The organism is Variovorax sp. OK605, from assembly GCF_900115445.1.
GTDB lineage: Bacteria > Pseudomonadota > Gammaproteobacteria > Burkholderiales > Burkholderiaceae_C > Variovorax.
This window is the reverse complement of record NZ_FOWL01000007.1, coordinates 280,777-303,886: the sequence shown is the minus strand read 5'-3', so window position 1 is coordinate 303,886 and position 23,110 is coordinate 280,777. Positions and strand designations below refer to the sequence as shown.

Below are 23,110 nucleotides of genomic sequence, written 5' to 3'. Positions count from 1 at the left end.
CACCGGTCACTGCCGCTCCAGCTCCATCTCGTACGTCTCCAGCGGCTGCGGCAACCCGAACAGGTAGCCCTGCCACACGCCGCATCCGTTGCGCTCCAGGAAGTCGCACTGCTCCTGCGTCTCCACCCCTTCGGCCACGATCTCCAGCTCGAGGTTGCGCGCCATGCCGATGATGGTCTGGATGATCAGTTCGACCTTCTGGTTCAGCCCGATGCTGTGCACGAAGAACTTGTCGATCTTGATCTGGCTGAGCGGCAGCTGCGTCATGTACGACAGCGACGAATAGCCGGTGCCGAAGTCGTCCATCGAGAACTGGATGCCCAGCCCGGCCAGCGCCTCCATCTTGCCGATGGTGTCGATCACCTTGTCGTGCAGCAGGCTCTCGGTGAGCTCCAGCTTGAGCTTGGCCGGGTCGGCACCGCTGCGCTTGAGCACCAGGCGCACCTGGTCGACGAAATCTTCCTCGCGGAACTGCCGCGCGCTCACGTTCACCGACAGCTGCAGCGCGCTGCGGCGCGGGTCGCCGCTCCACGCGGCCAGCTGCATGCAGGCGGTCTCCAGCACCCACAGCCCCAGCGGGATGATGAGCCCGGTGTCTTCCGCCACGTCGATGAACTCGCGCGGCAGCAGCAGGCCGCGCACCGGGTGGCGCCAGCGCACCAGCACCTCGGCGCCGATCACGCGGTCCGCGCAGGTGATCTGGCTCTGGTAATACAGCACGAACTGCCGACCGGCGATGGCGGTGTGCAGCTCGCTTTCCAGCGCGGCCCTGGCCGTGATGGTGGTCTGCATGCCGGTCTCGAAGAAACGCAGCGCGTTGCCGCCGTCGGTCTTGGCGTAGTACATCGCGATGTCGGCCTGCTTGAGCACCTCTTCCATCGACGCGTCCTGCGCGTTGAAGAGCGTCGCGCCGATGCTGCAGGTGCTGTGGTGCTGCTGCGAGCCGAGCTGGTAGGGCTGGTTGAGCCGCGCCAAAATGGCCGCGCCCATGGTCTCGGTCTGCGAGGTGGCAATGACCGATTGCGCGCTCAGGTCGTCCAGCATCACCACGAACTCGTCGCCGCCCAGGCGCGCCACGATGTCGCCGTCGCGCAGGCAGTCCTTCAGCCGCTGCGCGACCTGCTTGAGCATCACGTCGCCGATGTCGTGGCCCAGCGCGTCGTTCAGCGTCTTGAAGTTGTCCAGGTCGAGGAACAGCAGCGCGCACAGGCGCGAGCGCCGCACGGTCGAGCCGATGGCCTGGTTCAGGCGGTCCAGCAGCAGCCGCCGGTTGGGCAGGCCGGTGAGCGTGTCGTAGAAGGCCAGGTGCTCGATCTCGCGCGCCGCGAGCTTGCTCTCGGTGATGTTGCGCAGGATCACGATGAAGCGCGCATCGATCTCGCCGCCCACCGACTTGCGCGACACCGAGATCTCGAACCAGGCCTTGTCGTGCAGGCCGCGCCGCTCGAACTGGCGGCCGCTGGAAGAGCCCGTGACATGCGCCTCGTGCAGCGCGCTCATGACTTCGGCCGCCGCGTCGACCGGCAGCAGCTGCGACAGCATGCGCCCGACCGGGTCCTCGTTGCCGATGCCGATCTCGGCACCCGGGAACGGCGCGCGCGGCGAGTGGTAGCCGTGGCAGCAGCCGTCGAGCCCCACTTCGAGCAGCAGGTCGGGCAGCGCGTCGAGCGTGGCCTGCAGCTGGGCCTTGCTCTCGACGATGGCGGCCGTGTGGCGGCGCTTCTCGGTGATGTCCTGGTAGACGCAGACGGTGCCGCCGTCGGGCGTGCGGCTGCGCGTGGCGCGGATCACCTGGCCGCTTTGCAGCAGCGCCTCCTGCTCGGAGTGCGGCTGGCTCATCTGCGGCATGTTCAGGGCCGTCCAGTCGGCCGGGCCGCGGTGGTGCACCACGTGCTGCGCGGTCTCGTCCATGATGCGGCTGAACGGCACGCGCGGCGCGATCAGGGGCTCGGTCCACGGAAACATCGCCACGAAACTTCGGTTCCAGGTGAGCACGCGGGTGTCGGCGTCGAGCAGGATGAAGCCGTCGATCATCGACTCCAGCGCCTGGTCGAGCGTGGCCTTGGAACGCACCTGCGCCATCTGCGCGCGCCATTGGCGGCGCAGCTGCACGTGCGTGAAGCGCGCCACCGCCAGGATCATCAGCCCGATGGCCAGCGCGGTCCAGGCGATCAGGTCGCGCTCGCGGCGCCAGTCCTGCAGGGCGGCACTCAGGGGAATGCTCGCCACGATCAGCAGGTTGCGGTGCAGGGTCGGGCGGGCCACGACGATGGCCGGCAGGCCGCTCAGGCGCGCGGCCATGCGCGAGGGCCTTCCGTCGCTGGTCTGCTCGCGCAGGGGCGGCTCGATCTGCCGGCCGATGAGGTCGTCGCGCGGCGGAAGGCTGGTGAGCATCGGGCCGGCGTCGCGCTCCAGCGTGACCTCCAGCCCGCGGATGCCGGCGCCCTGCGTCATGATGGTCGTCAGCAGCGACAGCTGCACCTCGGCCACCGCCAGCACGCGCGCGCCGTCCGCGAGCGTCACGGCGCGCGCGAAGAACAGCACTCGCTGCGAGGTGACGAGGCTGGAGGCGGGCGGGCTGATCGCCAGCGTGGACACCGGGCTCGCCAGCACGCCCGCCACGAAGCCGCTCGGCAGTGCCAGCGGCAGCTGTGCGCCGCGCCGGTCGGTCGAGGCCATCACGGTGTCGTCGGCGTTGACGAAGGCGACGTGGCGCACCAGCAGGTTCTGCCGCACCACGTCGTCCAGCACCTGGTGGATCTGGCGCTGGCCGGCTTCGGTGCCCATGCTCTCGCGGGCGGCGCTGCGCAGCGACTCGTTGGCGCCCGCCAGCAGCATGTCGATGCTCAGCAGCGCGCGGTTGAGCGCCGCCTCGGAGCCGCCGACGAAACGCACCGCCTGGCTCTCGTGGTCGCTGATCGCCTTCTGGCGCGCCTCCCAGATGATGGCGCTGGCCACGGCCGCCACCGTGGCGAGGAACAGCACGGCCACGCCATACACGATGGCCGTCACTCGACGCGGAAAGTGCGATTTCACCGGGTTGTCTGGGCGCGCAAGCCCACCACCGGTCCCAGCGTCTGGTTCCACACGGTGGCGCAGACCGGGCCGCAGCGCTCCACCCAGCCGGGCAGCACGCGGGTGGCGAAGATTTCCCGGCGGCGGGCGTCGTCCTGCGGCGACGGCCGCACCGCCACCATGCGTCCCTTGATCGGCCTGGTGCAGGCCGCCGCGCCCGTGTTGCAGGCAATGCCCTCTTCGGTCTCGGACTCCGACTGGGCCCACACCGCGGCCTCCAGCCGGGGCAGTTCCTTGCGCAGCAGGGCCTGCAGGTCGGCCGGCAGCGCGTTGAGGCTTTCGCGGTTGGCCGCGAACACGGCCACGCCCCAGCTCACCGGCATGGCGTAGATGGCGCTGGTCACCTCATGCAGGCCCAGCGTGTGGCCCGACATGGTGCCGGTGATGACGCAGTCGGTGTTGCCCGACTTCATGTTGGCCATGATCTGCGAGAACTCGGTGTAGACCGGCGTGCCGCCCAGGGCCGAGACGAAGTCGGCCTGCGTCGCGCCGGACACCCGCGTGCGCCGGCCCGACAGGTCGGACAGCTGGCGCATCGGCTTGTTGCAGAACACCTCCTGCGCCGGGTAGATGTAGACGGCCAGCAGTTCCACGCCGTAGCGCTCGCGCAGGGCCTCGCTCAGGTAGGGGCGAAAGGCGCTCACCACGCGGCGCAGCGTGGCGACGTCGGGGTTCAGGCCGGCCATGTCGGGCGCGCCCAGTTCCGGGAATTGCACCGACATCTGGCTCATGAGCGCGGTGCCGAAGGGCACCACGCCCAGCTGCATCAGGTTGAGCATTTCCTGGCCCGGCACGCCCGCGCGGTCGAAGGGCACGATGCTGGCGGTGTAGCGCCCGCCGCTCAGCGCGGCCAAGTCCCGGGTCCAGAACTGTTCCTCATGCCGGGTGTATTGGGTCACGCCGCCCAGCCCGCCGACGATGCGCAGGCGTTGGACAGGCGTCGTCTGCGCATGGCACAGCGATGCAAAAAACATCAGGAGGCCGATCAGATAAGCCACGGTTGCTACGGTCTCGCCGGTCTGGTATTGCGCCAAAGCGCAAAAAATTTCACAAATTTCATCATTACACAGGATCGGTGCGCCCCGGCCCGTGAAAGTGCGCATCCGTTGCGTGGCCGACACCCCCCGTGGCCTGCCAGCCCTTCCCCCTGTCCACACCGTCGCCGCGGCGACACCAGGCTGCTTGCGGTTCGAGCCATGTCGTCGAGACAGGCCTGTCCGAACCGAGCGACCTGGTTCCCGTGGAGCCGGTCGTGCGTTGCGAGCACGAAGCCCCGGTGACCTGCTGCACATCGGCACCAGGGGCTACCGAGACACCGCCGGCGCGGCCGCTGACCACTGCTTTCTTGACCGGAAGGCGCCCAAACCTGGAGTTGCCGGCGCTGCCAACCGAACTGGTAGACATTAGACCAATCTGGTGTACTATCGGTTCAAGCAAATTGATTCACCCAGGCAGGTCCGTTAAAGCGCCGCGCCGTGATGTTTTGCGGCAATAACACCGGAGGTTTTCATGCGCTTCAGGCTAGCTGCCGTTTCACTCAACCTGGGTACGGCCTTGTTGCTTTCCAGTTGCGCTTGCGTCGCGGGCCATGGAGAAGGCATGCAGCGCAATGTCGGGCAGTACTACATCCAGAGCGGCTATATCTATGGGCCCAGGATGTCGGGCAAATATTACATACTGAATCGGCACATCTACGGGCCGAGGAACAATGGCGCCTATTACCTTCAAATAGACTACGACCCGAAAAAATTCGGTCCCTTCTACATCTGGGGACCCAAGAAGGGCGGCCAGTTCTATGTCCAGGGAAACTACATTTTTGGGCCGCCCGGGGACCTTCCGTGGCTGGATGATGATGAGTGACGCCATGAGCTTTCAACCCATGAAAAACTTATCTCGTTCGAGTTGCAAGCCAGACGACACCCAAATTCTCAATATGAAGAAGACGAAAAGCCAGTATGGGTGGCCATTTCTAGCATTTTTTACATGGCTTGCTGCTTTGGGCTGGGTCTGGACAAAGATTGGAACGACCGGAATGGGATGGGGGTTTCCCCTCTCTGTTCTGGTCACGCTTCCAACAGCAGGGACATTCCTGTGGCTTGGCCGCTGGGTGCAAGGCAGACCGGGACTGCTGTTCTCGGCTTTTGCGTGGGGCGCTTCCGTGGCCGGCTTTTGCGCCATCTGGTCACAAGAGGGCTTGCAACTCCTGGTCGACACCCAGGTCGGGAACGATTTCGGCCATTGGTTCGGCCCCCTGGTTATTACGCCAGTGACCGAAGAGTTGTTCAAAGGCCTCTTTCTCATCTGGATGTTGGTATATCGGCGTACTCAAATCCGTGGACTGCTCGATGGCATCGTTTATGGTGGATTGATCGGCGCAGGATTCGCATTCAGCGAGCAGATCATGTATTTCGGAAAAATAATGGTCACTTATCTCGCGAGCGACCCGGCAAACGGTGCTGCAGGTGCGACGCTGGTCATGAGTTTTCTGTTGCGAGGACTGATGGTTCCGTTCATGCACTCCTTTTTCGTCGCCTTCATTGGCTTGGGGGTTGCTGCGGCCGCCGGCATGCGCAATCTCGCCATTCAGATGGCTTCTATTTTTCTGGGATTTATTTTCCCGACAGCTTTGCATGGCGTATGGGATTGGGCTGGCCTGGCCAGCGGCGACCCTTTCATGATCTACAAGATCTACGTGGCCGTCATGCTCCCTCTTTTTTTCGCGATGGCAATCCTGGTGCTGAAAATGCGCCAGCTCCGGAAAAAGGCAATAGTCGCCGCGTTGCCAGGAATTGCCGAGGAGGGGCATGTCGCTCGACACGAGGTCGCCTTGCTTGGGAGCCTGAAGAAACGGCACGGTTGGCGCCACGAGGCGCGTCAACGTGCGGGCCGGGCAGCGGCTCGATTGACCGGCAGGTACCAGGCCGAGGCCAGCGCGCTCGCCATGCTGACCTTGCGCTCGTCCGCTGCGGGCAGGCACGAAGAAGTCAAAGAGCAGGTGCAAGCGGTGCACCTTGCTCGAAGCCAGATGGAAGCTGCGTTCGTTGATTGCGCCAGGAAACCGCTGATCGATTCTTTGTGAAGCCAGGGCGGCTTCGATCGGCCCGGAGAACAGCTGCGCGCTGATTTCCATCCGGAAGTCACTCGGTTGGCGCGGTCATCTGGAACGAGCCGCGGTGGTCGGAAAACTGTTGCCGCCGCAGGCAGCCCTTCCTTCCCGCCCATCTTCTCGCTCGCCGCGCCCTCCACGCCCCCGCTCCCCGCGATGGCCGTCACCGCCAATCGGCAGGCGCGGCTTCGGCCCCGCCGCCACACAATGGCCGGCCCCATGACGCATCCCACACCCAGCACTGCCCCGCAAGCCGAGGCGGACACCCCTGCCCTCACCCCTGCCGCCGCTCCTGCGCACCTCCACTGGCAGCGCAACCTCGCCGTGTGCATGTTCGGCTCCTTCACCACCATCATCGCGATGACGCTGCTGCTGCCCTTCCTGCCGCTGTACGTCGAGCAGTTGGGCGTGAAAGACCACGCGGCCATCGTGCAGTGGTCGGGCGCGGCGTACGGCGCCACCTTTCTCAGCGCGGCGCTGGTCGCGCCGCTGTGGGGCCGGCTGGCCGACCGCTACGGGCGCAAGCCGATGCTGATCCGCGCGAGCCTGGGCATGGCGGTGGCGATGGCGCTGATCGGCCTCGCGGGCAACGTGTGGCAGCTGGTGGGCCTGCGGCTGCTGGCCGGGCTGCTGGGCGGCTACGCCTCGGGCTCGATGGTGCTGGTCGCCACGCAGACGCCCAAGGCGCGCACCGGCTGGGCGCTGGGCACCATGTCGTCGGCCATCATGGCGGGCAACCTGGTCGGGCCGCTGGTGGGCGGCGTGCTGCCGCCGCTCATCGGCATCCGCGCGACCTTCTTCGCGGCGGGCGCCATGATCTTCGTGGCCTTCCTGGCCACCGCGTTCCTGATCCGCGAAGAAAAGAAGGCGCCCGCCGACAAGGCCAGGCTCCAGGCCGCCGGCGCCGGCTGGGCCGCCGTGCCCGACAAGCGCCCGCTGGTCGCCATGCTCTTCACCGGCATGCTGCTGATGCTGGCCAACATGTCGATCGAGCCGATCATCACGGTCTACGTGGCCACGCTGGTGGAAGACCCGAACCGCGTGACCATGATGGCGGGCCTGGTGATGTCGGCCGCCGCGCTCGGCAGCATCCTGTCGGCCTCGCGGCTGGGCAAGCTGGCCGACCGCGTGGGCCACTGGAACGTGATCGTCGGCTGCCTCGCGGTGTCGGCGCTGCTGCTGGTGCCGCAGGCCTTCGTCACTTCGGGCTGGCAGCTGGTGGTGCTGCGCTTCCTGATGGGGCTGTCGCTCGGCGGGCTGCTGCCGTGCATTGCCAGCGTGATCCGCCACAACGTGCCCGAGCGCGTGGCCGGCAACATGCTCGGCTACTCGACCTCGGCGCAGTACACCGGCCAGGTGGCCGGGCCGCTGCTGGGCGGCTTCGTGGGCGGGCACATCGGCATGCGCGCCGTGTTCCTCGGCACCTGCGTGCTGATGGCCGCTGGCGCCGGGTGGAACTGGCTGGCGAAGCGGCGCTGAGGCACCGCCTTGCACCGCCTTGCCCCGCCCCGCCCCACCATCCCACCTCAACCCTGCTCGCCTACTCCCGGATGGTCACGCTGCGGTACGCGGCGTCGGCCTTGATGTCCGGCTCCGAGAACGGCACCTTGAGCCATTTCCCCTCGCTGTAGGCGCGCGTGTAGTCGCCGTTGTGCGCGGAGGCCGGGTCGTCCGACAGCGAGAACGTGAGGAAGGTATGCGCTTCCACACCGCCCGCGGGGAAGCGCACGACCTGCATGTAGCTGTTGCCGTTCGGGTTGCCGTCCATCGTGTAGCCGCCCTTGTCGAGCCGGTTCTCCGAGCAGAGCACCGTGAAGTAGCCCTGGTTGTCGCAGCCGCCCGACAGCGGGATCCTGCGGCCGTTGCGCGTGGCGAACAGCACATCGCCGCGCGGCGCGTCGGGCGCGTAGCCGCTGGCCTGCACGCGCAGCACCGCCGCGCCGAAGGCCTGCCGCAACTGCGCCGCGGCCGAGGCCTTCAGGCCGCGCGGCGTGCCGACCGGGTCGCTCGCGCTGAAGGGCACGGCGTAGAGCTGCCCGGCGGGCACCAGCAAGGCGCGCGCCCAGAACTCGTCCCACACATGGGCACCGCGCGCCGAGGCCACGCCGGTGTTGTTCCATGCCCTGAGCGCGGCACACGCCGGGCCGGTGTCGGCGTTGCGCGGCGGCGAGAAGGCCTCCTTCGTCTGCGGATCGCCGTTCACCGCGATGCGGCGCACGCTGCACACCATGGCCAGCGCGCGGTCCTTGAACAGCTCGGCGGTGTAGGCGCGGCTGCCGAGCGTCGCGCGCTCCACCGCATCGAGCGTCGCGCCCTTGCCCAGGCCCTGCGCGATCAGGTGGCCGAGCCGCGTGCGGAAGGTCTGCGCCTCGCTGCCGGCGGGGCCGAAGATGGCCGGGTAGCCCGTGAGCGGCGCCTTCGGGTTGGCCAGCCAGTAACTGTCGTTCATGTTGGCCACGTAGTCGCCGCGCAGCAGGCTCGGCATGCGCGCGGGGCCGACGGCGCCCTTCTGCACCGAGTCGGCATCGGTGCGCCAGTCGCAGTCGCTGCGCGAACCGTCGAACACCGGCACGCGCGGCATCACCGCGGCAATGGCCTGGCCGGCGGGCGTGGTGCAGCGCGCGACCTGTTCGGGCGACACGTTGGGCACCGCGCCGATGTCGGCATACCAGGCCTGCGCGCTGCCGCGGCCCACGGCCACGGTGTTGACCCAGGGAATCGAGGCTTCCTCGCGCTGCGCGGCAATCAGCTGGTCGAGCGACTTCGCCTGCCCCCAGCGCAGCCAGGTGCGAAAGGTGCGGAAGTTGTCGGCATTGACGTCGCGCACCGCAAAGGCCGTGGCCTGGCTCCAGGCCAGCGCCGGGTCGAGGGTGCCGAGGTTCAGCAGCGGCCCGTACTCCGAGGTGTAGAGCGTGCGCGTCACCGGCTCGACCGCCCCTGAGGCCTGCTTCACGTTCACGGTGACGGTGCGCGCCTGCATCTTCACGGGACGGCCGTCGCGCATGTAGCTGGTCGGGTCGTTCGGCGCGAGCTGCAGCTGGTAGAGGCCGAAGCGCCGCGCCGCCGACACGGTGTGGCTCCAGGCCACGTTCTCGTTGAAGCCGATGAGGATCACCGGCACGCCGAGGAACGAGGTGCCGCTCACATCGAGCTGCCCCGGAATCGTGATCTGCGCCTGGTAGAAGCGGTCGATCCCGCGCCAGTACCAGTGCGGGTTGCCGAACAGCAGCGGGCTCGCGTCGCCGGTGGCCGCGGTGCCGAAGCCGATCATGTTGCTGCCCACGCCGGCCTTGCCGCCGACCTCCAGCGCGAACGGCTGCGCGCCCTGTTCGCCGGCCGAGGAAACCTTGGCCGGCGCTGCCGCGTTCGGCGGCACCGCATTCGCGATGTTCGCGACGAAGTTGCTGTAGCCCGCGGCCAGGTTGGTGGCGTACATGCGGCGGTAGATGTCCACCGCGGTGATCGGCCGCACCCACGCTTCGCCGCGGCAGGCGGCATGGGCGTTGCCTGCGGCGCCGTCGGCCTTCATGTCGCGAACTTCGCGAAGCTCTCGCACGTCGCGCACGTCGCGCACGTCGCGAACCTCTCTCACGTAGCGGTTGTAGCCCGCGGCAAAGCCCTCGGCCATGCGCCGGATGCTGTCGGGCTGCGCGTTCGCGAAGGCCTCGACCACGTCGGGCGCCATCGCGTGCCGGTGGAAGAAGTCCGAGTCGATGTTCTTCGGCCGGCCGATGGTGCTGTTGGCCGGCAGTTGCGCGTCGCCACCGAAGAACTGCGAGCGTTCGCCGCGGAAGGTGAGAAAGCCCTCGGCCATGGTGCAGAGGTTGTCCTGCGCCTGGGCATAGCCGTAGCCGTAGCCGGCGCCGGCCCAGTCGTCGGCCTTGATGTGCGGCACGCCCATGGCGGTGCGGCGGATCTCCGCCTTGTACGGGCCCTGGCCCTGCGATGCCTGCCGGTCGGCGGTGCCGGCGCAGGCCGCGAGGGCCATGACGACGGGCACAAGAAAAAGCGGCCGAAGGCCGCCCGAAGATTTCGCGCGCATGCTGTGTTCCTGTTGGGTTGGAGGAACGCAGCTGCGTGGCGCATGGCGTGCGTGGCGCGTTCTGCGCCGATCTTAAAAGACCGGCGCCACGGGCGCGCCGCGCACCGCGCACCGCCTCGTCTTTGCCTTTGCCTTTGCCTTTGCCTTTGCCTTTGCCTTTGCGCGCTATTCGGCGATGGCCGTGCTGCTGAAAGCCGCGTCGGCCTTGATGTCCGCTTCCGAGAACGGCACCTTGAGCCACTGGCCCTCGCTGTAGGCGCGCGTGTAGTCGCCGTTGTGCGCGGAGGCCGGGTCGTCCGACAGCGAGAACGTGAGGAAGGTATGGGCCTCCACACCGCCTTCGGGGAAGCGCACGACCTGCATGTAGCTGTTGCCGTTCGGGTTGCCGTCCATCGTGTAGCCGCCCTTGTCGAGCCGGTTCTCCGAGCACGAGATGGTGAAGTAGCCCGGCCCGCCGCAGCCGCCGTACAGCGGGATCTTCTTGCCGCCGCGCGTGGCGAACAGGTACTCGCCGCGCACCGCGTCCACCGCATAGCCGCTGGCCTGCACGCGCGCCACGGCGGCGCCGAAGGCCTCGCGCAGCAGCGTGCCGGCGGTGCTCTTCAGCTCGCGCGGGGTGTGGATCGGGTCGGCCGCGCTGAAGGGCACGTTGTAGAGCGAGGCCGCCGGAATCCGCGACGCGCGGCTCCAGAACTCGTCCCACAGGTGCGCGCCCCTTGCGCCAGTGACACCCGTGCCGTCCCATGCCGTGAGCACGGCGCAGGCGGCGCTCACGTCGATGCTCGGGCCGATGTCCTCGTTGGTCAGCGGGTCCTTGGCGACCGCGATCGGCGTGCCGTCGCAGACCATCGGCAGCGCCTCGGCCCTGAACAGCTCGGCCGTCAGCACGCGGCTGTTCAGCACCATGCGCTTGACGGTGTCGGGCGTCGCGCCCTTCGCACCGTAGCTGTCGCTGCCGTCGACGCGGCCCTGCGCCAGCACGTTGCCCATGCGGGTGCGAAAGCTCACCGCCTCGGTGCCGGCCGGGCCCATGATGTCCGGGTAGCCGGTCATGGGCGCCTTCGGGTTGGCCAGCCAGTAGCTGTCGTTCATGTTGGCCACGTAGTCGTCGCGCGTCAGGCTGGGCATGCGCGACGCGCCGATGGCGCCCTTCTGCGCGGAGTCGGCGTCGGTCTGCCAGTCGCAGGCGCTGCGCGAGCCGTCGAAGATGGGCACGCGCGGCAGCGTCGCCTGCATCGAAGCGCCCACGGCCGTGGTGCAGTCCGTCACCTGGGCCGGCGACACGTTGGGCACCGCGCCGATGTCCGCGTACCAGGCCTTGGCGCTGCCGCGGCCCACGGCCACGGTGTTGACCCACGGAATGGCGGCTTCCTCGCGCTGGATGGCAACGAACTCGTCGAGCGACCTGGCCTGGTTCCAGCGCAGCCAGTTGCGGAAGGTGCGGTAGTTCTCGCCGTTGATGTCGCGGATCGCGAAGGCCATGGTCTGGCTCCACGCCAGCCCGCTGTTCAGCGGCGCCAGGTTGACCATGGGTCCGTATTCGCTCTTGTAGAGCGTGCGCGTGACCTGTGTCGTGGCGCCGTCCGTGCCCTTCACCTTCACCGTGATTTCCGAAGGCTGCATCTTCACGGCCGCGCCGTCGCGCATGTAGCTGGTCGGGTCGCCCGAGGCCAGCTTGAGCTGGAAGAAGCCGAAGCGCCGCGCGGTCGACACCGTGTGGCTCCAGGCGATGTTGTCGTTGAAGCCGATGAGGATCACCGGAATGCCCAGGAACGACGTGCCGCTGATGTTCAGCTCGCCCGGAATGGTGAGCTGCGCCTGGTAGAAGCGGTCGGGCCCGCGCCAGTACCAGTGCGGGTTGCCGAACAGCAGCGGGCTCGCGTCGCCGGTGGCCGCAGTGCCGAAGCCGATCATGTTGCTGCCCACGCCCTCGTGGCCGCCCACCTGCAGCTCGGGCGCCTTGACGTCGAGCGCCGCGAGCTGCACCGCGGCCGCCTTCCTGCGGCCGCGCGCCGACACCTTGAGCGGCCCCACCGCGGCGGGGGCCTCGGCGCTGGAGATGTTCGCCAGGAAATTGCTGTACCCGCCCGCGAGGTTGGCCGCGTACATGCGGCGGTAGATGTCGTCGGTGGTGATGGGCTGCACCCACGCCTCGCCGCGGCAGGCCGCGTGGGCCGTGGCGCTGGCCTTCACGTCGCGCACGTAGCGGTTGTAGCCCGCGGTGAAGCCTTCGACCAGCTTCTTCAGGTTGTCGGGCTGCGCATCGATCATCTTCTTCAGCACGTCGGCCGAGATCACGTGCCGGTGGAAGAAGTCGGACTCGAGGTTCACCGGCTGCCCGATGGTGCTGCCGGCCAGCAGCTTGGCCGTGGCGCCGAGGTACTGCGAGCGCTCGCCGCGGTAGGTGAGGAACGAGTCGGCCATGGTGCACAGGTCGTCCTCGGCCTGTGCGTAGCCATAGCCGTAGCCCGCGCCGGGCCAGTTGTCGGCCTTGATGTGCGGCACGCCCATGGCCGTGCGGCGGATCTCGGCCTTGTAGGTGCTGTCGGGCGGCGGGTTGGCCGGCGTGGCGGGCGGAAGGAAGGTGAAGCCTGCGTTGCCGCCGCCTCCTCCTCCGCAGGCGGTGATGGCGGCCGCGGTGGCGAGCGCGAGCAACGACAGCGGCAGCACGCCGCGACGGATCGAATGTCTCATTGATGTGTCTCCAGTTGATGCTCTCTTGGCGGAGCAATCGGGAGCTTAGGCAGCGCGTCGGGCCGCGGCTTGTACGCAGCCGCTGCGATGACCTAGGGTTGTTGCCAGTGCGCGCTGGAGTGCACCAACGTGTGTGCCCACGTGTGCGCCTTCATGTGCGTCTAGTGCAGCGGCGCGTGCTGCCCCCACGCATGCGAAGCGTGCTCGTCCGCCGTCACGCACACCTGGCTCGCGAGGAACGAAGGCGGCAGGCCGAAGTAGCGCTGGAAGGTGCGGCTCATGTGCGCCGCGTCGGTGAAGCCGCTGACCAGCGCCACCTCGGTCAGCGAACTCTGCCCGGTGAACTGCTGCACCGTTCGGCGCACCTTGGTCCACAGCGCATAGCGTTTCACCGACACGCCCACCTGCTCGGCGAACAGGTGCGTGAGCCGGTCGGGCGACAGGCAGGCCACGGCCGCGAGATCGGGCAGCGCGATCTGGCCCGCGTGCGCACGGATGGACTGCAGCACGCGCTCGATGCGCGGGTCGATGGCCGGCTGCAGCTCGGGGCATTCGGTGATGGACTCGACCAGTTGCGCGCTGAGCGCCTGCAGCCGCTCGTCGGGCAGCACGCCGCATTGCGCGGGCTCGAAGTCGTCGCGCAGCCGGCCGAAGCGCCGCGCGTCGATCGGCTGGATGCCGTGGCCGCCCATGCGCCTGGCCAGCATGCGATAGGCGCTGGATGCCGGGTCGAGATTGAGCGAGAGCAGCCCGCAGCCGTCGACGTCGAGCCGGCGCGAGACGTGCGGCGCGATCAGCGCGGCGGTGCAGCGCACGCGGGTGCCGTCTTCGGCCTCGAGCGTGAAGGGGTGGCCGCTGACCGAGGCCAGCAGCGTCGCCGACGAACGCGCCGTCAGGCCCGACTGGATCGCCGGCGTGATGTACAGGAACCTGTCATCCCACAGATGCAGGAAGTTGTGCGTTGCCGTTCCCGTGCTCGTTCCCGTGCCCATGCTGTCTCGCCTTTTCTTTTGCTCTTGCCTTGGTCTCCAGCGGCGGATTCTCACGCATCGGCATCGCCACGGGCTGCACATGCTGGCGCACCGCCTCCAGCAGCAGCGTGGCGAGCCGGCTCGCCGGCGCCTCGGAGTGCGCCTGCGCGCGGTAGAGCACCAGCGAGATCTGCGGCAGCGCCGGCAGCGACAGCGTGGCGCGGTCGAGCGTGCGCACATGCGAAGGCAGCCCGAACGGCGTGCGCACCGTGAGGCCCAGCCCGGCCGACGTGGCGGCCCACAGCGCCGCCAGGCTGGCGCTGCCGAAGGCGCGGCGCCACGGCAGGCCGGCGCGGTCGAGCGCGGTGATGACGATCTCGCGCAGCGGGCACGGGGCGTCCAGCATGATGAGCGGCAACGGCTCCTTGCTTTTGGGCAGGCGCACGCCGGGGGCGCGGTGTTCGCGCTCGGTCCACCACGGCGCATCGACCCGGTCGGGCGCCTTGGGCCCGATCCACAACAACGGCAGCCGCGCCACGCGCTCTGCGTAGGGAGACAGCGGCTGGTCGCCCGCGTCCCATGCCAGCGCCAGGTCGAGCTGGCCGAGTTCGAGCCGCTCGCGCAGTTCGCCGCTGCGCGCCACGCACGCCTCGATGCGCACCTTGGGGTGCGCGCGCGCGAAGCGCCCGAGCACGGCGGGCAACAGCGTCTCGCCGAAGTCTTCCTGCAGCCCGAGCCGCACCCAGCCTTGCAGGTCGACGCCGCGCATCGCCGCGTTGGCCTCTTCGTTGAGCTCAAGCATGCGGTGGGCATAGGCCAGCAGCGTCTCGCCGGCATCGGTGAGCTCCAGCCCGCGGCCCGCCTTGCGGAACAGCACCGTGCCGGCCTGCGACTCCAGCTTCTTGAGCTGCGCGCTCACGGCCGACGTCGAGCGGCCCAGCTTGTCGGCCGCGCGCGCATAGCTGCCCAGCGCCATGCCGGTGGCAAAGCTGCGCAGCACGTCGAGATCGAACATCACCTGGCTCATGGCATTTCCTTTGGTTCAATCGTCCTATTTTTCAGGACGATTCTCTCATTATTTTCTGATTTTCAAAACCTTGGCAACGGCGGAGACTGCACCGCAACATGACACGTTCGCCCACTTCCTCATCTCGTTCCTCTCCTGCTTCCACGGCGCTTTCGCCGCGCCACCGCTGGAAGGTACTGGCCGCCGGCGTGGCCGCCAATGCCGCTTTCTCGGTGGCCTTCAGCGGCATCCCCATGACCGCCGTGCTGATGCGCACCGGCTACCAGCTCGACAACGCCACGCTCGGCCTGGTGCTCGGGCTCATGGGCCTGGGCATCGCGGTGAGCGAGCTGCCCTGGGGCCTCTTGACCGACCGCTGGGGCGACCGGCCGGTGCTGCTGATGGGCCTGGGCAGCACGGCCGTCGCGCTGGTTGCCATGGCACTGTGGGCTGCGCCGGCGGCGGGGCACATCCCCGGGCTCGGCTGGCTCGGCGCGGGCCTGCTGCTGGTGGGCCTGCTGGGCGGCAGCGTGAACGGCGCGAGCGGGCGCGCGGTGATGACCTGGTTCGACGCCAGCGAGCGCGGCCTGGCCATGAGCATCCGCCAGACGGCCGTGCCGCTGGGCGGCGGCATCGGTGCGCTGGTGCTGCCCTTCGTGGCGCTGCATTTCGGCTTTGCCACGCTGTACGGGCTGCTCGCGCTGCTGTGCGCACTGAGCGCGGCGATGAGCTGGGCCTGGGTGCACGAGCCGGCCATCGCGCCGGTCGCATCGCACGCCAAGGCTGCAGGAGCCATGGCGCCCGAGTCCGGCCCGCTGCGCGACCCCCGCGTGTGGCGCATCGTGGCCGGCATCGGCATTCTTTGCGCGCCGCAGTTCGCGGTGCTGTCCTTCGGCACGGTGTTCCTGCACGACTTCGGCCACGCGGGCCTGGCGGCGATCACCGCGACGATGGTGTCCGTGCAGGCCGGCGCGATGGTCATGCGCGTGTGGAGCGGCCGCTGGACCGACCGGCGGCGCAACCGGCCCGCCTACCTGCGGGCCTGCAGCGCGCTCAGCGTGCTGCTGTTCGCGGGCCTCGCGGCGCTGGCCATCGCCGCCGGCGCGCACGCCGCCGATTCACTGGCGCTGCGCGTCGCGCTGGTGTTGTTGCTGGGTGCGAGCGGGGTGTGCGTGTCGGCCTGGCACGGCGTGGCCTACACCGAGCTCGCCACGCTGGCCGGCGCGGCGCGCGCCGGCACCGCGCTGGGCATGGCCAACACCAGCGTGTTCCTGGTGTGCTTCATCACGCCGTTTTCCATTCCGCACCTGCTGGCGCTGCAGGGCTGGCCGCTGGTGTGGCTGGCGGCCAGCGCGTGCGCGCTGGTGGCGATGCCGCTGCTGGTGCCGCGGCCCGTGGTTTCAGATCAGAAGCTCGCGAAGACTGCGTTGAGCCGGTCGACGTAAGCGCGCTTGGCGGCCTCGTCGATGAAGCTGCCCTCGAAGCTGTTGGCCGCGAGCTGCCAGGCGTGCCGCACGCCCAGGCCGGTGGCCGCGAAGGTCTCGAGGAAGTTCTGGTTCATGTAGCCGCCGAAGTAGGCCGGGTCGTCCGAGTTCACGGTGGCAACCAGGCCTGCGTCGAGCAGCGTGCCCAGGTTGTGCTGCGCCAGGTCGGGGAACACGCAGAGCTTGAGGTTGGACAGCGGGCACACGGTGAGCGGAATGCGGTCTTGCGCGAGGCGCTGCATCAGCGCCGGGTCTTTGGCGCTCTGCACGCCGTGGTCGACACGCTCGACCTTCAGCACGTCGAGCGCGCTCCACACATAGGCCGGCGGGCCTTCTTCGCCCGCGTGCGCGACCAGGTGCAGGCCCAGCTCGCGGCAGCGCGCGAACACGCGCGCGAACTTCTCGGGCGGGTGGCCGACTTCGCTGGAGTCGAGCCCCACGCCGATGAACTTGTCGCGGTAGGGCAGCGCCTGTTCCAGCGTCTCGAAGGCCTCTTCCTCGCTCAGGTGGCGCAGGAAGCACAAGATGAGCGAGGCGCTCACGCCCAGCCTGGGCTGTGCATCCACACACGCGCGGTGCAGGCCGTTGACCACCGTCTCCATCGCCACGCCGCGCGCGGTGTGCGTCTGCGGGTCGAAGAACATCTCGGTGTGCACCACGTTGTCGGCGGCGGCGCGCTCCAGGTAGGCCCAGGCCATGTCGTAGAAGTCCTGCTCCTCGAGCAGCACGCTGGCGCCGGCGTAGTAGATGTCCAGGAAGGTCTGCAGGTTGGTGAAGGCGTAGGCCTTGCGCAGCTCCTCGACGCTGGCGTACGGAATGGACACGCCGTTGCGCTGCGCGAGCGCGAAGATGAGCTCGGGCTCGAGCGAGCCTTCGATGTGCATGTGCAGCTCGGCCTTGGGCATGGCGCGCAGCAGGTCGGGCAGGCGGTCGGCGGCGATGCGGTCGAAGCGCGTGTCGTAGGTGGGGCGGAAATCGGTCATGGTGGGGAGCGGCGGATGCTGCTGCGTTGTGATCCCGCAAAGCATAAGGGCTGCCGCCGCCCGCGCGATGCGCGAAACCTTATGGGCCTGATCGGCCGTCAGTCGATGCTGCGCGCCGAGCTGGTGAGCGAACGCGCGCACAACAGCAGCGTGGGCGCCAGCTTGCGCACCGCCTCGTCCATCGTCCAGCGGCTGGTCGGCGCCACCACGTGCACCGAGGCCACCGGCCGGCCCTGGCTGCCCAGCACCGGCGCGGCGATGGTCATGTCGCCCAGGAACAGCTCCTCGGCATTGGTGGCGAAGCCCTGCTGCCGCGCCTGGCGCAGCGTCTGGAGGATCTCGTCCACATCGGTGCAGGTGTGCATGGTGTGGGCCACGCGGTCGGAGGCCTCGATGAGCGCGCGCGCTTCTTCTTCGGGCAGCGCGCTCAGGAAGGCGCGGCCCGACGCGGTGCAGTACATGGGGATGCGGCTGCCGATGGGCATGTGCACCGGCACGAACTGCGCGCTGACGAAGCGCGCCACGTAGACCATGTCCAGCCCGTCGGGCTCGGTGAGGCACGAGGTCTCGGTCGTCACCTTGGTCAGTTCCGACAGGAACGGGTTGGCCACGTCGATCAGCGAGTGGGCCGCCAGGTAGTTGAAGCCGATTTCCATCACGCGCGGCGTGAGCTGGTAGCGCCGCGTCTTGGGGTGCTTGCGCACGTAGCCCAGCTTCTCCAGCGTGAAGACCATGCGCTGGGCCGAGCTCTTGGTGATGTCGGTGGCCTCGGCCACGTCGGCCAACGTCATGGTGCGGCGCCGGGCGCTGAAGGCGCGCAACACGGCCAGGCCCTTCTCCAGCGACTGGTTGAACAGCAGGCTCTGGCTGTCCTCGGGGGCGGTGTCGGCGGGGGTGTCGGCGGCAGATCGGGGTGTGGCGTCCATGGCCGGGAAGTATAGCCATCTCGAACTGAAATATCGAATATCGATTCTTTCAATTCGATTAGTGGTTTTCATTTATTGAAAGAAGATTCGATTGAATCGATTATTGGCATGCATGTTGCATCGCCGGATGCAGCCGCCCGCTTCGGGTTTTCTTCGTTGCCTTGCCCTGTCTTCAACGTTTCATCTTCTTTCCTCGAGGAGTGCTTCCATGAACCGCATCGTTCGCCACCTTCATCGCCTGGCCCTGGGCCTGTGCATCGCGGGCACCGCCTCGCTGGCCGCCGCGCAGGCCGCCGCGCCGAGCTACAACGTGGGCGCCACCGCCACCGGCGTGCCCTTCACCTTCCTGGACGTGAAGACCAACAGCATCCAGGGAATGATGGTCGACACCGTCACCGCCGTGGGCAAGGCCGGCGGCTTCAGCGTGAACGTGCAGCAGACGGTGTTCTCCGCGCTCATTCCTTCGCTCACGGCCCGCAAGATCGACATCGTCTCGGCCGCCATGCTGAAGACGCCGGCGCGCCAGGAGGTGGTCGACTTCAGCGACCCGGTGTATTCGTACGGCGAAGGCCTGCTGGTGAAGGGCGACGACACGCGCGCCTATGTGTCGCTCGACGAGCTCAAGGGCGAGGTGGTGGGTGCGCAGGTGGGCACGGTGTTTCTCGACATGCTCACCAAGAAGGGCATCTTCAAGGAGGTGCGCAGCTACGACTCGGTGGCCGACATGACGCGCGACCTCTCGCTCGGGCGCATCAAGGCGGGCCTGGGCGACCAACCCATCATGGCCTACCAGATCCGCCAGAACACCTTCCCCGGCGTGAAGCTGGTCGACAGCTACAAGCCGGTGAACGTGGGCGACGTGTGCCTGGTGGTGCGCAAGGGCGACACCGAGACGCTGGCGCGGCTGAACAAGGCCATTGCCGCCGTCAAGGCCGACGGCACGCTGGCGAAGATCGTGCAGAAGTGGGGCATCTGAGGCATCGCATCCATGGCTGCCTCCTTTCTCCAGAACGCGCAGGACTTCCTGCCGATCCTCCTGCAGGGCGCGGTGGTCACGGTGCAGGTCACCGTGCTCGCTTTCGTGCTCAGCAGCGTGCTCGGCCTCGCGCTCGCGCTGATGAAGCTCTCGCCCGTGCGCGCGCTCGCATGGACGGGCACGGTGATCGTCAACGTGATCCGCGGGCTGCCGATCATCGTGCAGCTGTTCTACATCTACTTCGTGCTGCCCGAGTTCGGCATCCAGCTCTCGGCCTTCCAGGCCGGGGTGATCGGCCTGGGCATCGCCTACTCGGCCTACCAGGCGGAGAACTTCCGCGCCGGCATCGAGGCGGTCGACCCGGGCCAGCGCGAGGCCGCGCAGGCCATGGGCATGCGCTCGGCGCTGATCATGCGCCGCGTGATCCTGCCGCAGGCCTTTCGCATCGCGCTGCCGCCCTACGGCAACACGCTGGTGATGATGCTGAAGGACTCCTCGCTGGTCTCCACCATCACGGTGGCCGAGATGACGCGCGCGGGCCAGCTCATCGCGTCGTCGACCTTCCAGAACATGACGGTCTACACGCTGGTCGCCCTGCTCTACCTGCTGATGAGCCTGCCGCTGGTGTACGGCCTGCGCCGGCTCGAACGGCGCTTTGCCGCCGGGAGAAAACAACCATGATCCACGTCGAAGGACTGGAGAAACGCTTCGGCACGCACCGCGTGCTGCAGGGCGTGAGCCTGCGGGTGGACAAGGGCGAGGTGGTGTGCCTGATCGGCCCGTCGGGCTCGGGCAAGTCGACCGTGCTTCGCTGCATCAACGGGCTGGAGTCGTACGAAGGCGGCGAGGTGCGCGCCTTCGGCGAGCGCGTGGACCGCGGCTCGCCCGCCATCCACCGGCTGCGCAGCCGCATGGGCATGGTGTTCCAGCGCTTCAACCTGTTCCCGCACCGCACCGTGCTCGAGAACGTGATGGAAGGCCCGGTCTACGTGCTGCGCCACAACGCCGCGCAGGCGCGCGAAGAGGCGCTCGCCTTGCTGGCCAAGGTGGGCCTGGCCGAGAAGGCGCAGGCCTTTCCGGCGCAGCTCTCGGGCGGCCAGCAGCAGCGCGTGGCCATTGCCCGCGCGCTGGCCATGAAGCCCGAGGCCATGCTGTTCGACGAGCCCACCTCCGCGCTCGACCCCGAGCTGGTGGGCGACGTGCTGGGCGTGATGCGCGCGCTGGCCGACGAGGGCATGACCATGATCGTGGTCACGCACGAGATGGGCTTTGCCCGCGAGGTGGCCGACCGCGTGTGCTTCCTGCACAGCGGCAGCATCGTCGAGGAAGGCCCCGCCGCGCAGGTGCTGGGCGCGCCGCGCCAGGCGCGCACGCAGGACTTCCTGCGGCGCGTGTTGCACCCCTCCGGTGCCGTCGCGTCCGTGGAGGTGCGCCCATGAGCGGTGGTGCATGGCCGCCCTCGCTCTGGGCCGACACCGCGCCCCCTGCGCCGCCGACGCCGCCGCTGGCCGAGTCGCGCAAGGCCGACGTGCTGATCGTCGGCGGCGGCTTCACCGGCCTGTCGGCCGCGCTGCACCTGGCCGAAGCCGGCGTGCAGGCCTGCGTGCTCGAGGCGCACGAGCCCGGCTGGGGTGCCTCGGGGCGCAACGGCGGGCAGGTGAACCCTTCGCTCAAGCACGACCCCGACCAGCTGCTGCGCATCCACGGCGCGGAGCGCGGCGCGCGGCTGATCGACGCGGTGTCGCGCTCGGCCGACCTGGTGTTCGAGCTGATCGCGCGCCACGGCATCGACTGCCAGCCGGTGCGCAACGGCTGGCTGCAGGTGGCCTATGCGCAGAAGGACGTGGCCGGCCTGCACGCGCGCGCCGCGCAATGGGCCCGGCTGGGCGTGCCTACGCAGCAGCTGGACCGCGCCGCCGTCGGCGCGCGGCTGGGCACCGGGGCTTTTGCCGGCGGCTGGCTCGACGGCCGCGCGGGCAGCATCCAGCCGCTGGCCTACACGCGCGGGCTGGCGCGCGCCGCACAGGCCGCGGGCGCGGCGGTGCACGGCGGCACCGAGGTCACGGCGCTGGAGCGGCGCGGCACGCAGTGGCATGCCACCACGTCGACCGGCGCCAGCGTCACGGCCGACCAGGTGCTGATTGCCACCAACGGCTACACCGGCGCGCTGTGGCCCAGGCTCTCGAGCACCGTGCTGGCCGCCAACAGCTTCATCGTCGCGACCGAGCCGCTGAAGGGCGCGGCGGCCGACGCCATCCTGCCCGGCGGCGAGACCGCCTCCACCTCGCAGCGGCTGCTGCTGTACTTCCGCAAGGACGCGCAGGGCCGCCTGCTGATGGGCGGGCGCGGCCACTTCGCCGACCCGTCGGGGCCCGCGGACTTCGCGCACCTCGAACGCTCGCTCGAGCTGCTGTTCCCGCAGCTGGGCCCGCTGCGCTACGCGTACCGCTGGGCCGGCCGCATCGCCGTCACGCGCGACTTCATGCCGCACGTGCACACGCCCGCGCCGGGCATGACGATCGCGCTGGGCTACAACGGCCGCGGCATCGCGCTGGCCACCAGCATGGGCAAGCACGTGGCGGCGCGCCTTGCCGGTGCGCAGGCGGATTTTCCGTACCCCGTGACGCCGATCCGGCCGATTCCCATGCACGGCCTGCAGCGCTTCTACGTGGCCGGCGGCGTGGCCTGGTACAGCCTGCTCGACCGGCTCGCCTGAAGGCCAAGGTGAATGCGCAAGGGTGTAAGTACGTATTTCCTCAAAGAAACTTCAAGAAAACGTGCAAAACTTCTATCCATAATCGCGCCCAGCATCGCCAATCGGATGCTCGACCACTTCGCTTTTCATCCGCCAGTTCATGCGCGCCGAAACCAGGCCCCTTGCAACCCCAGCTGCTGGCATACCGGCCTGCGCGCTCGCGCGGCCCCTGCCGGCCGCGCCGCCCCAGGACACCCTGGGCTGCTCGGCCGGCGCGCTGCACAACGACCAGGAACTGTCGGCCAACGGCGTGCGCGTGTACCGCAAGACGGTGGACACCCAGCAGCGCCAGCATGTGGAAACCGACGCCAGCGGGCGCGGCGTGCTGGTGGGCATTTCGCTGCGCGACGGGCACCGCCGCAAGGTGCTGCACGAGCACCACGCCGAGTGCCATGACTTCGGCAAGGGCGCGGTCTACATCCGCGACTTCTGCGACCGCTACCGCGCCGACATGCAGACCGGTTTCGACTTCGTGCTGCTCGAGATCTCGCACGCCGCGCTGCAGCGCGCCTTCGACGACAAGCAGGGTGCGCGCATGGGCGGCATCGCCCCGGCCACGGCCGTCAGGGACGACGTGCTCGCCCACCTCGCGGGTGCGCTGACACCGGCGCTGCAGCGCCCCAGCGAGGCCAGCATGCTGTTCGTCGACCAGGTCTGCCTGGCCATGACCAGCTACCTGGTCGACGCCCACGGCCAAGCCGCGCCGGCGGCCGAGCCCCGCACCCACCGCGTGCTCTCGCGCTCGCACGAGGCGCGCGCCAAGGAGATGCTGCGCAGCAAGATGGACGGCGGCATTTCCATTGCCGAGATCGCCGACGCCTGCAACCTGTCGCGCAGCTACTTCATCCACGCCTTCCGCGAAACCACCGGCCAGACCCCGCACCAGTGGCTGGTCGCGCAGCGGCTGGAGCGCGCGCAGGCGCTGCTGATGGACTTCGAGCGCCCGCTGGCCGAGGTGGCCGCGGCCTGCGGCTTCTCCGACCAGAGCCATTTCACGCGCGTGTTCTCCCAGTTCACCGGCACGCCGCCGGGCACCTGGCGGCGCAAGATGCGGGTGGACAAGTGAACCGACGAACCGACACCCCCAACACC

At 68.7% G+C, this 23,110-nt stretch carries 17 protein-coding genes; 9 read left to right on the top strand and 8 right to left on the bottom strand.

Going from position 1 to position 23,110, the window contains the following annotated elements; all coding sequences use genetic code 11:
• Nucleotides 1-6 precede the first annotated feature (6 nt).
• Both BM013_RS20145 and BM013_RS20140 read right to left on the bottom strand, forming a co-directional pair.
• A complete protein-coding gene (locus BM013_RS20145; RefSeq protein WP_093129412.1) occupies nt 7-3,036 on the bottom strand; it encodes a bifunctional diguanylate cyclase/phosphodiesterase in 3,030 nt (1,009 codons plus the stop codon).
• A complete protein-coding gene (locus BM013_RS20140; protein ID WP_093129551.1) occupies nt 3,033-4,049 on the bottom strand; it encodes a TRAP transporter substrate-binding protein in 1,017 nt (338 codons plus the stop codon). Before BM013_RS20140 ends, BM013_RS20145 begins: the two co-directional genes overlap by 4 nt.
• 535 nt (nt 4,050-4,584) lie before the next feature.
• Here BM013_RS20140 and BM013_RS41265 point away from each other — a divergent pair.
• From BM013_RS41265 to BM013_RS20130, 3 genes are all read left to right on the top strand, one after another.
• Nucleotides 4,585-4,935 (top strand): hypothetical protein, encoded by a 351-nt coding sequence (locus tag BM013_RS41265; RefSeq protein WP_177225518.1) that lies wholly within the window; start codon nt 4,585-4,587, stop codon nt 4,933-4,935.
• 4 nt (nt 4,936-4,939) lie between these two features.
• Entirely contained in the window at nt 4,940-6,154 is a 1,215-nt protein-coding gene (locus BM013_RS20135) for a PrsW family intramembrane metalloprotease (protein WP_177225517.1), read from the top strand.
• A 357-nt stretch (nt 6,155-6,511) separates the two neighbouring features.
• Nucleotides 6,512-7,660 (top strand): MFS transporter, encoded by a 1,149-nt coding sequence (locus BM013_RS20130; RefSeq protein ID WP_093129410.1) that lies wholly within the window; start codon nt 6,512-6,514, stop codon nt 7,658-7,660.
• Nucleotides 7,661-7,721: 61 nt separating this feature from the next.
• Here the strand turns inward: BM013_RS20130 and BM013_RS20125 are convergent, their stop codons facing one another.
• From BM013_RS20125 to BM013_RS20110, 4 genes are all read right to left on the bottom strand, one after another.
• Nucleotides 7,722-10,223: a penicillin acylase family protein gene (locus BM013_RS20125; protein ID WP_093129409.1), complete on the bottom strand. Its 2,502-nt coding sequence runs from the start codon at nt 10,221-10,223 to the stop codon at nt 7,722-7,724.
• Nucleotides 10,224-10,388: 165 nt separating this feature from the next.
• Nucleotides 10,389-12,917, bottom strand: a complete 2,529-nt coding sequence (locus BM013_RS20120) for a penicillin acylase family protein (protein WP_093129408.1) — start codon at nt 12,915-12,917, stop codon at nt 10,389-10,391.
• Nucleotides 12,918-13,078: 161 nt separating this feature from the next.
• Nucleotides 13,079-13,909, bottom strand: coding sequence for a helix-turn-helix domain-containing protein (locus tag BM013_RS20115; RefSeq protein ID WP_093129407.1), 831 nt, complete (start codon nt 13,907-13,909; stop codon nt 13,079-13,081).
• Nucleotides 13,851-14,915: a LysR substrate-binding domain-containing protein gene (locus BM013_RS20110; protein WP_256220064.1), complete on the bottom strand. Its 1,065-nt coding sequence runs from the start codon at nt 14,913-14,915 to the stop codon at nt 13,851-13,853. The genes BM013_RS20115 and BM013_RS20110 overlap by 59 nt, the downstream gene beginning before the upstream one ends.
• A 98-nt stretch (nt 14,916-15,013) precedes the next feature.
• Here BM013_RS20110 and BM013_RS20105 point away from each other — a divergent pair, with 98 nt between their 5' ends.
• The gene (locus BM013_RS20105; protein ID WP_093129406.1) at nt 15,014-16,339 is read left to right on the top strand and encodes an MFS transporter; all 1,326 of its coding nucleotides are present in this window, start codon (nt 15,014-15,016) and stop codon (nt 16,337-16,339) included.
• On the opposite strand, the gene BM013_RS20100 is transcribed toward BM013_RS20105, so the two are convergent.
• Nucleotides 16,300-17,361 carry an adenosine deaminase gene (locus tag BM013_RS20100; protein ID WP_177225516.1) on the bottom strand — a complete coding sequence of 354 codons (1,062 nt, stop codon included), beginning with the start codon at nt 17,359-17,361 and terminating at the stop codon, nt 16,300-16,302. The two genes, BM013_RS20105 and BM013_RS20100, sit on opposite strands and share 40 nt — an antisense overlap.
• A 98-nt stretch (nt 17,362-17,459) precedes the next feature.
• The gene (locus tag BM013_RS20095; protein WP_093129404.1) at nt 17,460-18,287 is read right to left on the bottom strand and encodes an IclR family transcriptional regulator; all 828 of its coding nucleotides are present in this window, start codon (nt 18,285-18,287) and stop codon (nt 17,460-17,462) included.
• 208 nt (nt 18,288-18,495) lie between these two features.
• Here BM013_RS20095 and BM013_RS20090 point away from each other — a divergent pair, with 208 nt between their 5' ends.
• The 5 genes from BM013_RS20090 (at nt 18,496) to BM013_RS20070 (ending at nt 23,084) form a co-directional block, all read left to right on the top strand.
• The gene (locus tag BM013_RS20090) at nt 18,496-19,263 is read left to right on the top strand and encodes an ABC transporter substrate-binding protein (RefSeq protein ID WP_093129403.1); all 768 of its coding nucleotides are present in this window, start codon (nt 18,496-18,498) and stop codon (nt 19,261-19,263) included.
• 12 nt (nt 19,264-19,275) lie between these two features.
• A complete protein-coding gene (gene ehuD, locus BM013_RS20085) occupies nt 19,276-19,944 on the top strand; it encodes an ectoine/hydroxyectoine ABC transporter permease subunit EhuD (RefSeq protein ID WP_093129402.1) in 669 nt (222 codons plus the stop codon).
• Nucleotides 19,941-20,702 (top strand): amino acid ABC transporter ATP-binding protein, encoded by a 762-nt coding sequence (locus BM013_RS20080; protein ID WP_093129401.1) that lies wholly within the window; start codon nt 19,941-19,943, stop codon nt 20,700-20,702. Before ehuD ends, BM013_RS20080 begins: the two co-directional genes overlap by 4 nt.
• The gene (locus BM013_RS20075) at nt 20,699-21,979 is read left to right on the top strand and encodes an NAD(P)/FAD-dependent oxidoreductase (protein ID WP_093129400.1); all 1,281 of its coding nucleotides are present in this window, start codon (nt 20,699-20,701) and stop codon (nt 21,977-21,979) included. Before BM013_RS20080 ends, BM013_RS20075 begins: the two co-directional genes overlap by 4 nt.
• A 139-nt stretch (nt 21,980-22,118) precedes the next feature.
• Nucleotides 22,119-23,084, top strand: coding sequence for a helix-turn-helix domain-containing protein (locus BM013_RS20070; RefSeq protein WP_093129399.1), 966 nt, complete (start codon nt 22,119-22,121; stop codon nt 23,082-23,084).
• The last annotated feature ends 26 nt before the right edge of the window (nt 23,085-23,110 follow it).

Bases quoted from the DNA above. Each gene is read 5' to 3' on its own strand.
- BM013_RS20140 (WP_093129551.1), bottom strand. From the start codon at position 4,049: ATGTTTTTTGCATCGCTGTGCCATGCGCAGACGACGCCTGTCCAACGC.
- BM013_RS41265 (WP_177225518.1), top strand. From the start codon at position 4,585: ATGCGCTTCAGGCTAGCTGCCGTTTCACTCAACCTGGGTACGGCCTTG.
- BM013_RS20135 (WP_177225517.1), top strand. From the start codon at position 4,940: ATGAGCTTTCAACCCATGAAAAACTTATCTCGTTCGAGTTGCAAGCCA.
- BM013_RS20130 (WP_093129410.1), top strand. From the start codon at position 6,512: ATGTTCGGCTCCTTCACCACCATCATCGCGATGACGCTGCTGCTGCCC.
- BM013_RS20125 (WP_093129409.1), bottom strand. From the start codon at position 10,223: ATGCGCGCGAAATCTTCGGGCGGCCTTCGGCCGCTTTTTCTTGTGCCC.
- BM013_RS20120 (WP_093129408.1), bottom strand. From the start codon at position 12,917: ATGAGACATTCGATCCGTCGCGGCGTGCTGCCGCTGTCGTTGCTCGCG.
- BM013_RS20115 (WP_093129407.1), bottom strand. From the start codon at position 13,909: ATGGGCACGGGAACGAGCACGGGAACGGCAACGCACAACTTCCTGCAT.
- BM013_RS20110 (WP_256220064.1), bottom strand. From the start codon at position 14,915: ATGAGCCAGGTGATGTTCGATCTCGACGTGCTGCGCAGCTTTGCCACC.
- BM013_RS20105 (WP_093129406.1), top strand. From the start codon at position 15,014: ATGACACGTTCGCCCACTTCCTCATCTCGTTCCTCTCCTGCTTCCACG.
- BM013_RS20100 (WP_177225516.1), bottom strand. From the start codon at position 17,361: ATGACCGATTTCCGCCCCACCTACGACACGCGCTTCGACCGCATCGCC.
- BM013_RS20095 (WP_093129404.1), bottom strand. From the start codon at position 18,287: ATGGACGCCACACCCCGATCTGCCGCCGACACCCCCGCCGACACCGCC.
- BM013_RS20090 (WP_093129403.1), top strand. From the start codon at position 18,496: ATGAACCGCATCGTTCGCCACCTTCATCGCCTGGCCCTGGGCCTGTGC.
- ehuD (WP_093129402.1), top strand. From the start codon at position 19,276: ATGGCTGCCTCCTTTCTCCAGAACGCGCAGGACTTCCTGCCGATCCTC.
- BM013_RS20080 (WP_093129401.1), top strand. From the start codon at position 19,941: ATGATCCACGTCGAAGGACTGGAGAAACGCTTCGGCACGCACCGCGTG.
- BM013_RS20075 (WP_093129400.1), top strand. From the start codon at position 20,699: ATGAGCGGTGGTGCATGGCCGCCCTCGCTCTGGGCCGACACCGCGCCC.
- BM013_RS20070 (WP_093129399.1), top strand. From the start codon at position 22,119: ATGCGCGCCGAAACCAGGCCCCTTGCAACCCCAGCTGCTGGCATACCG.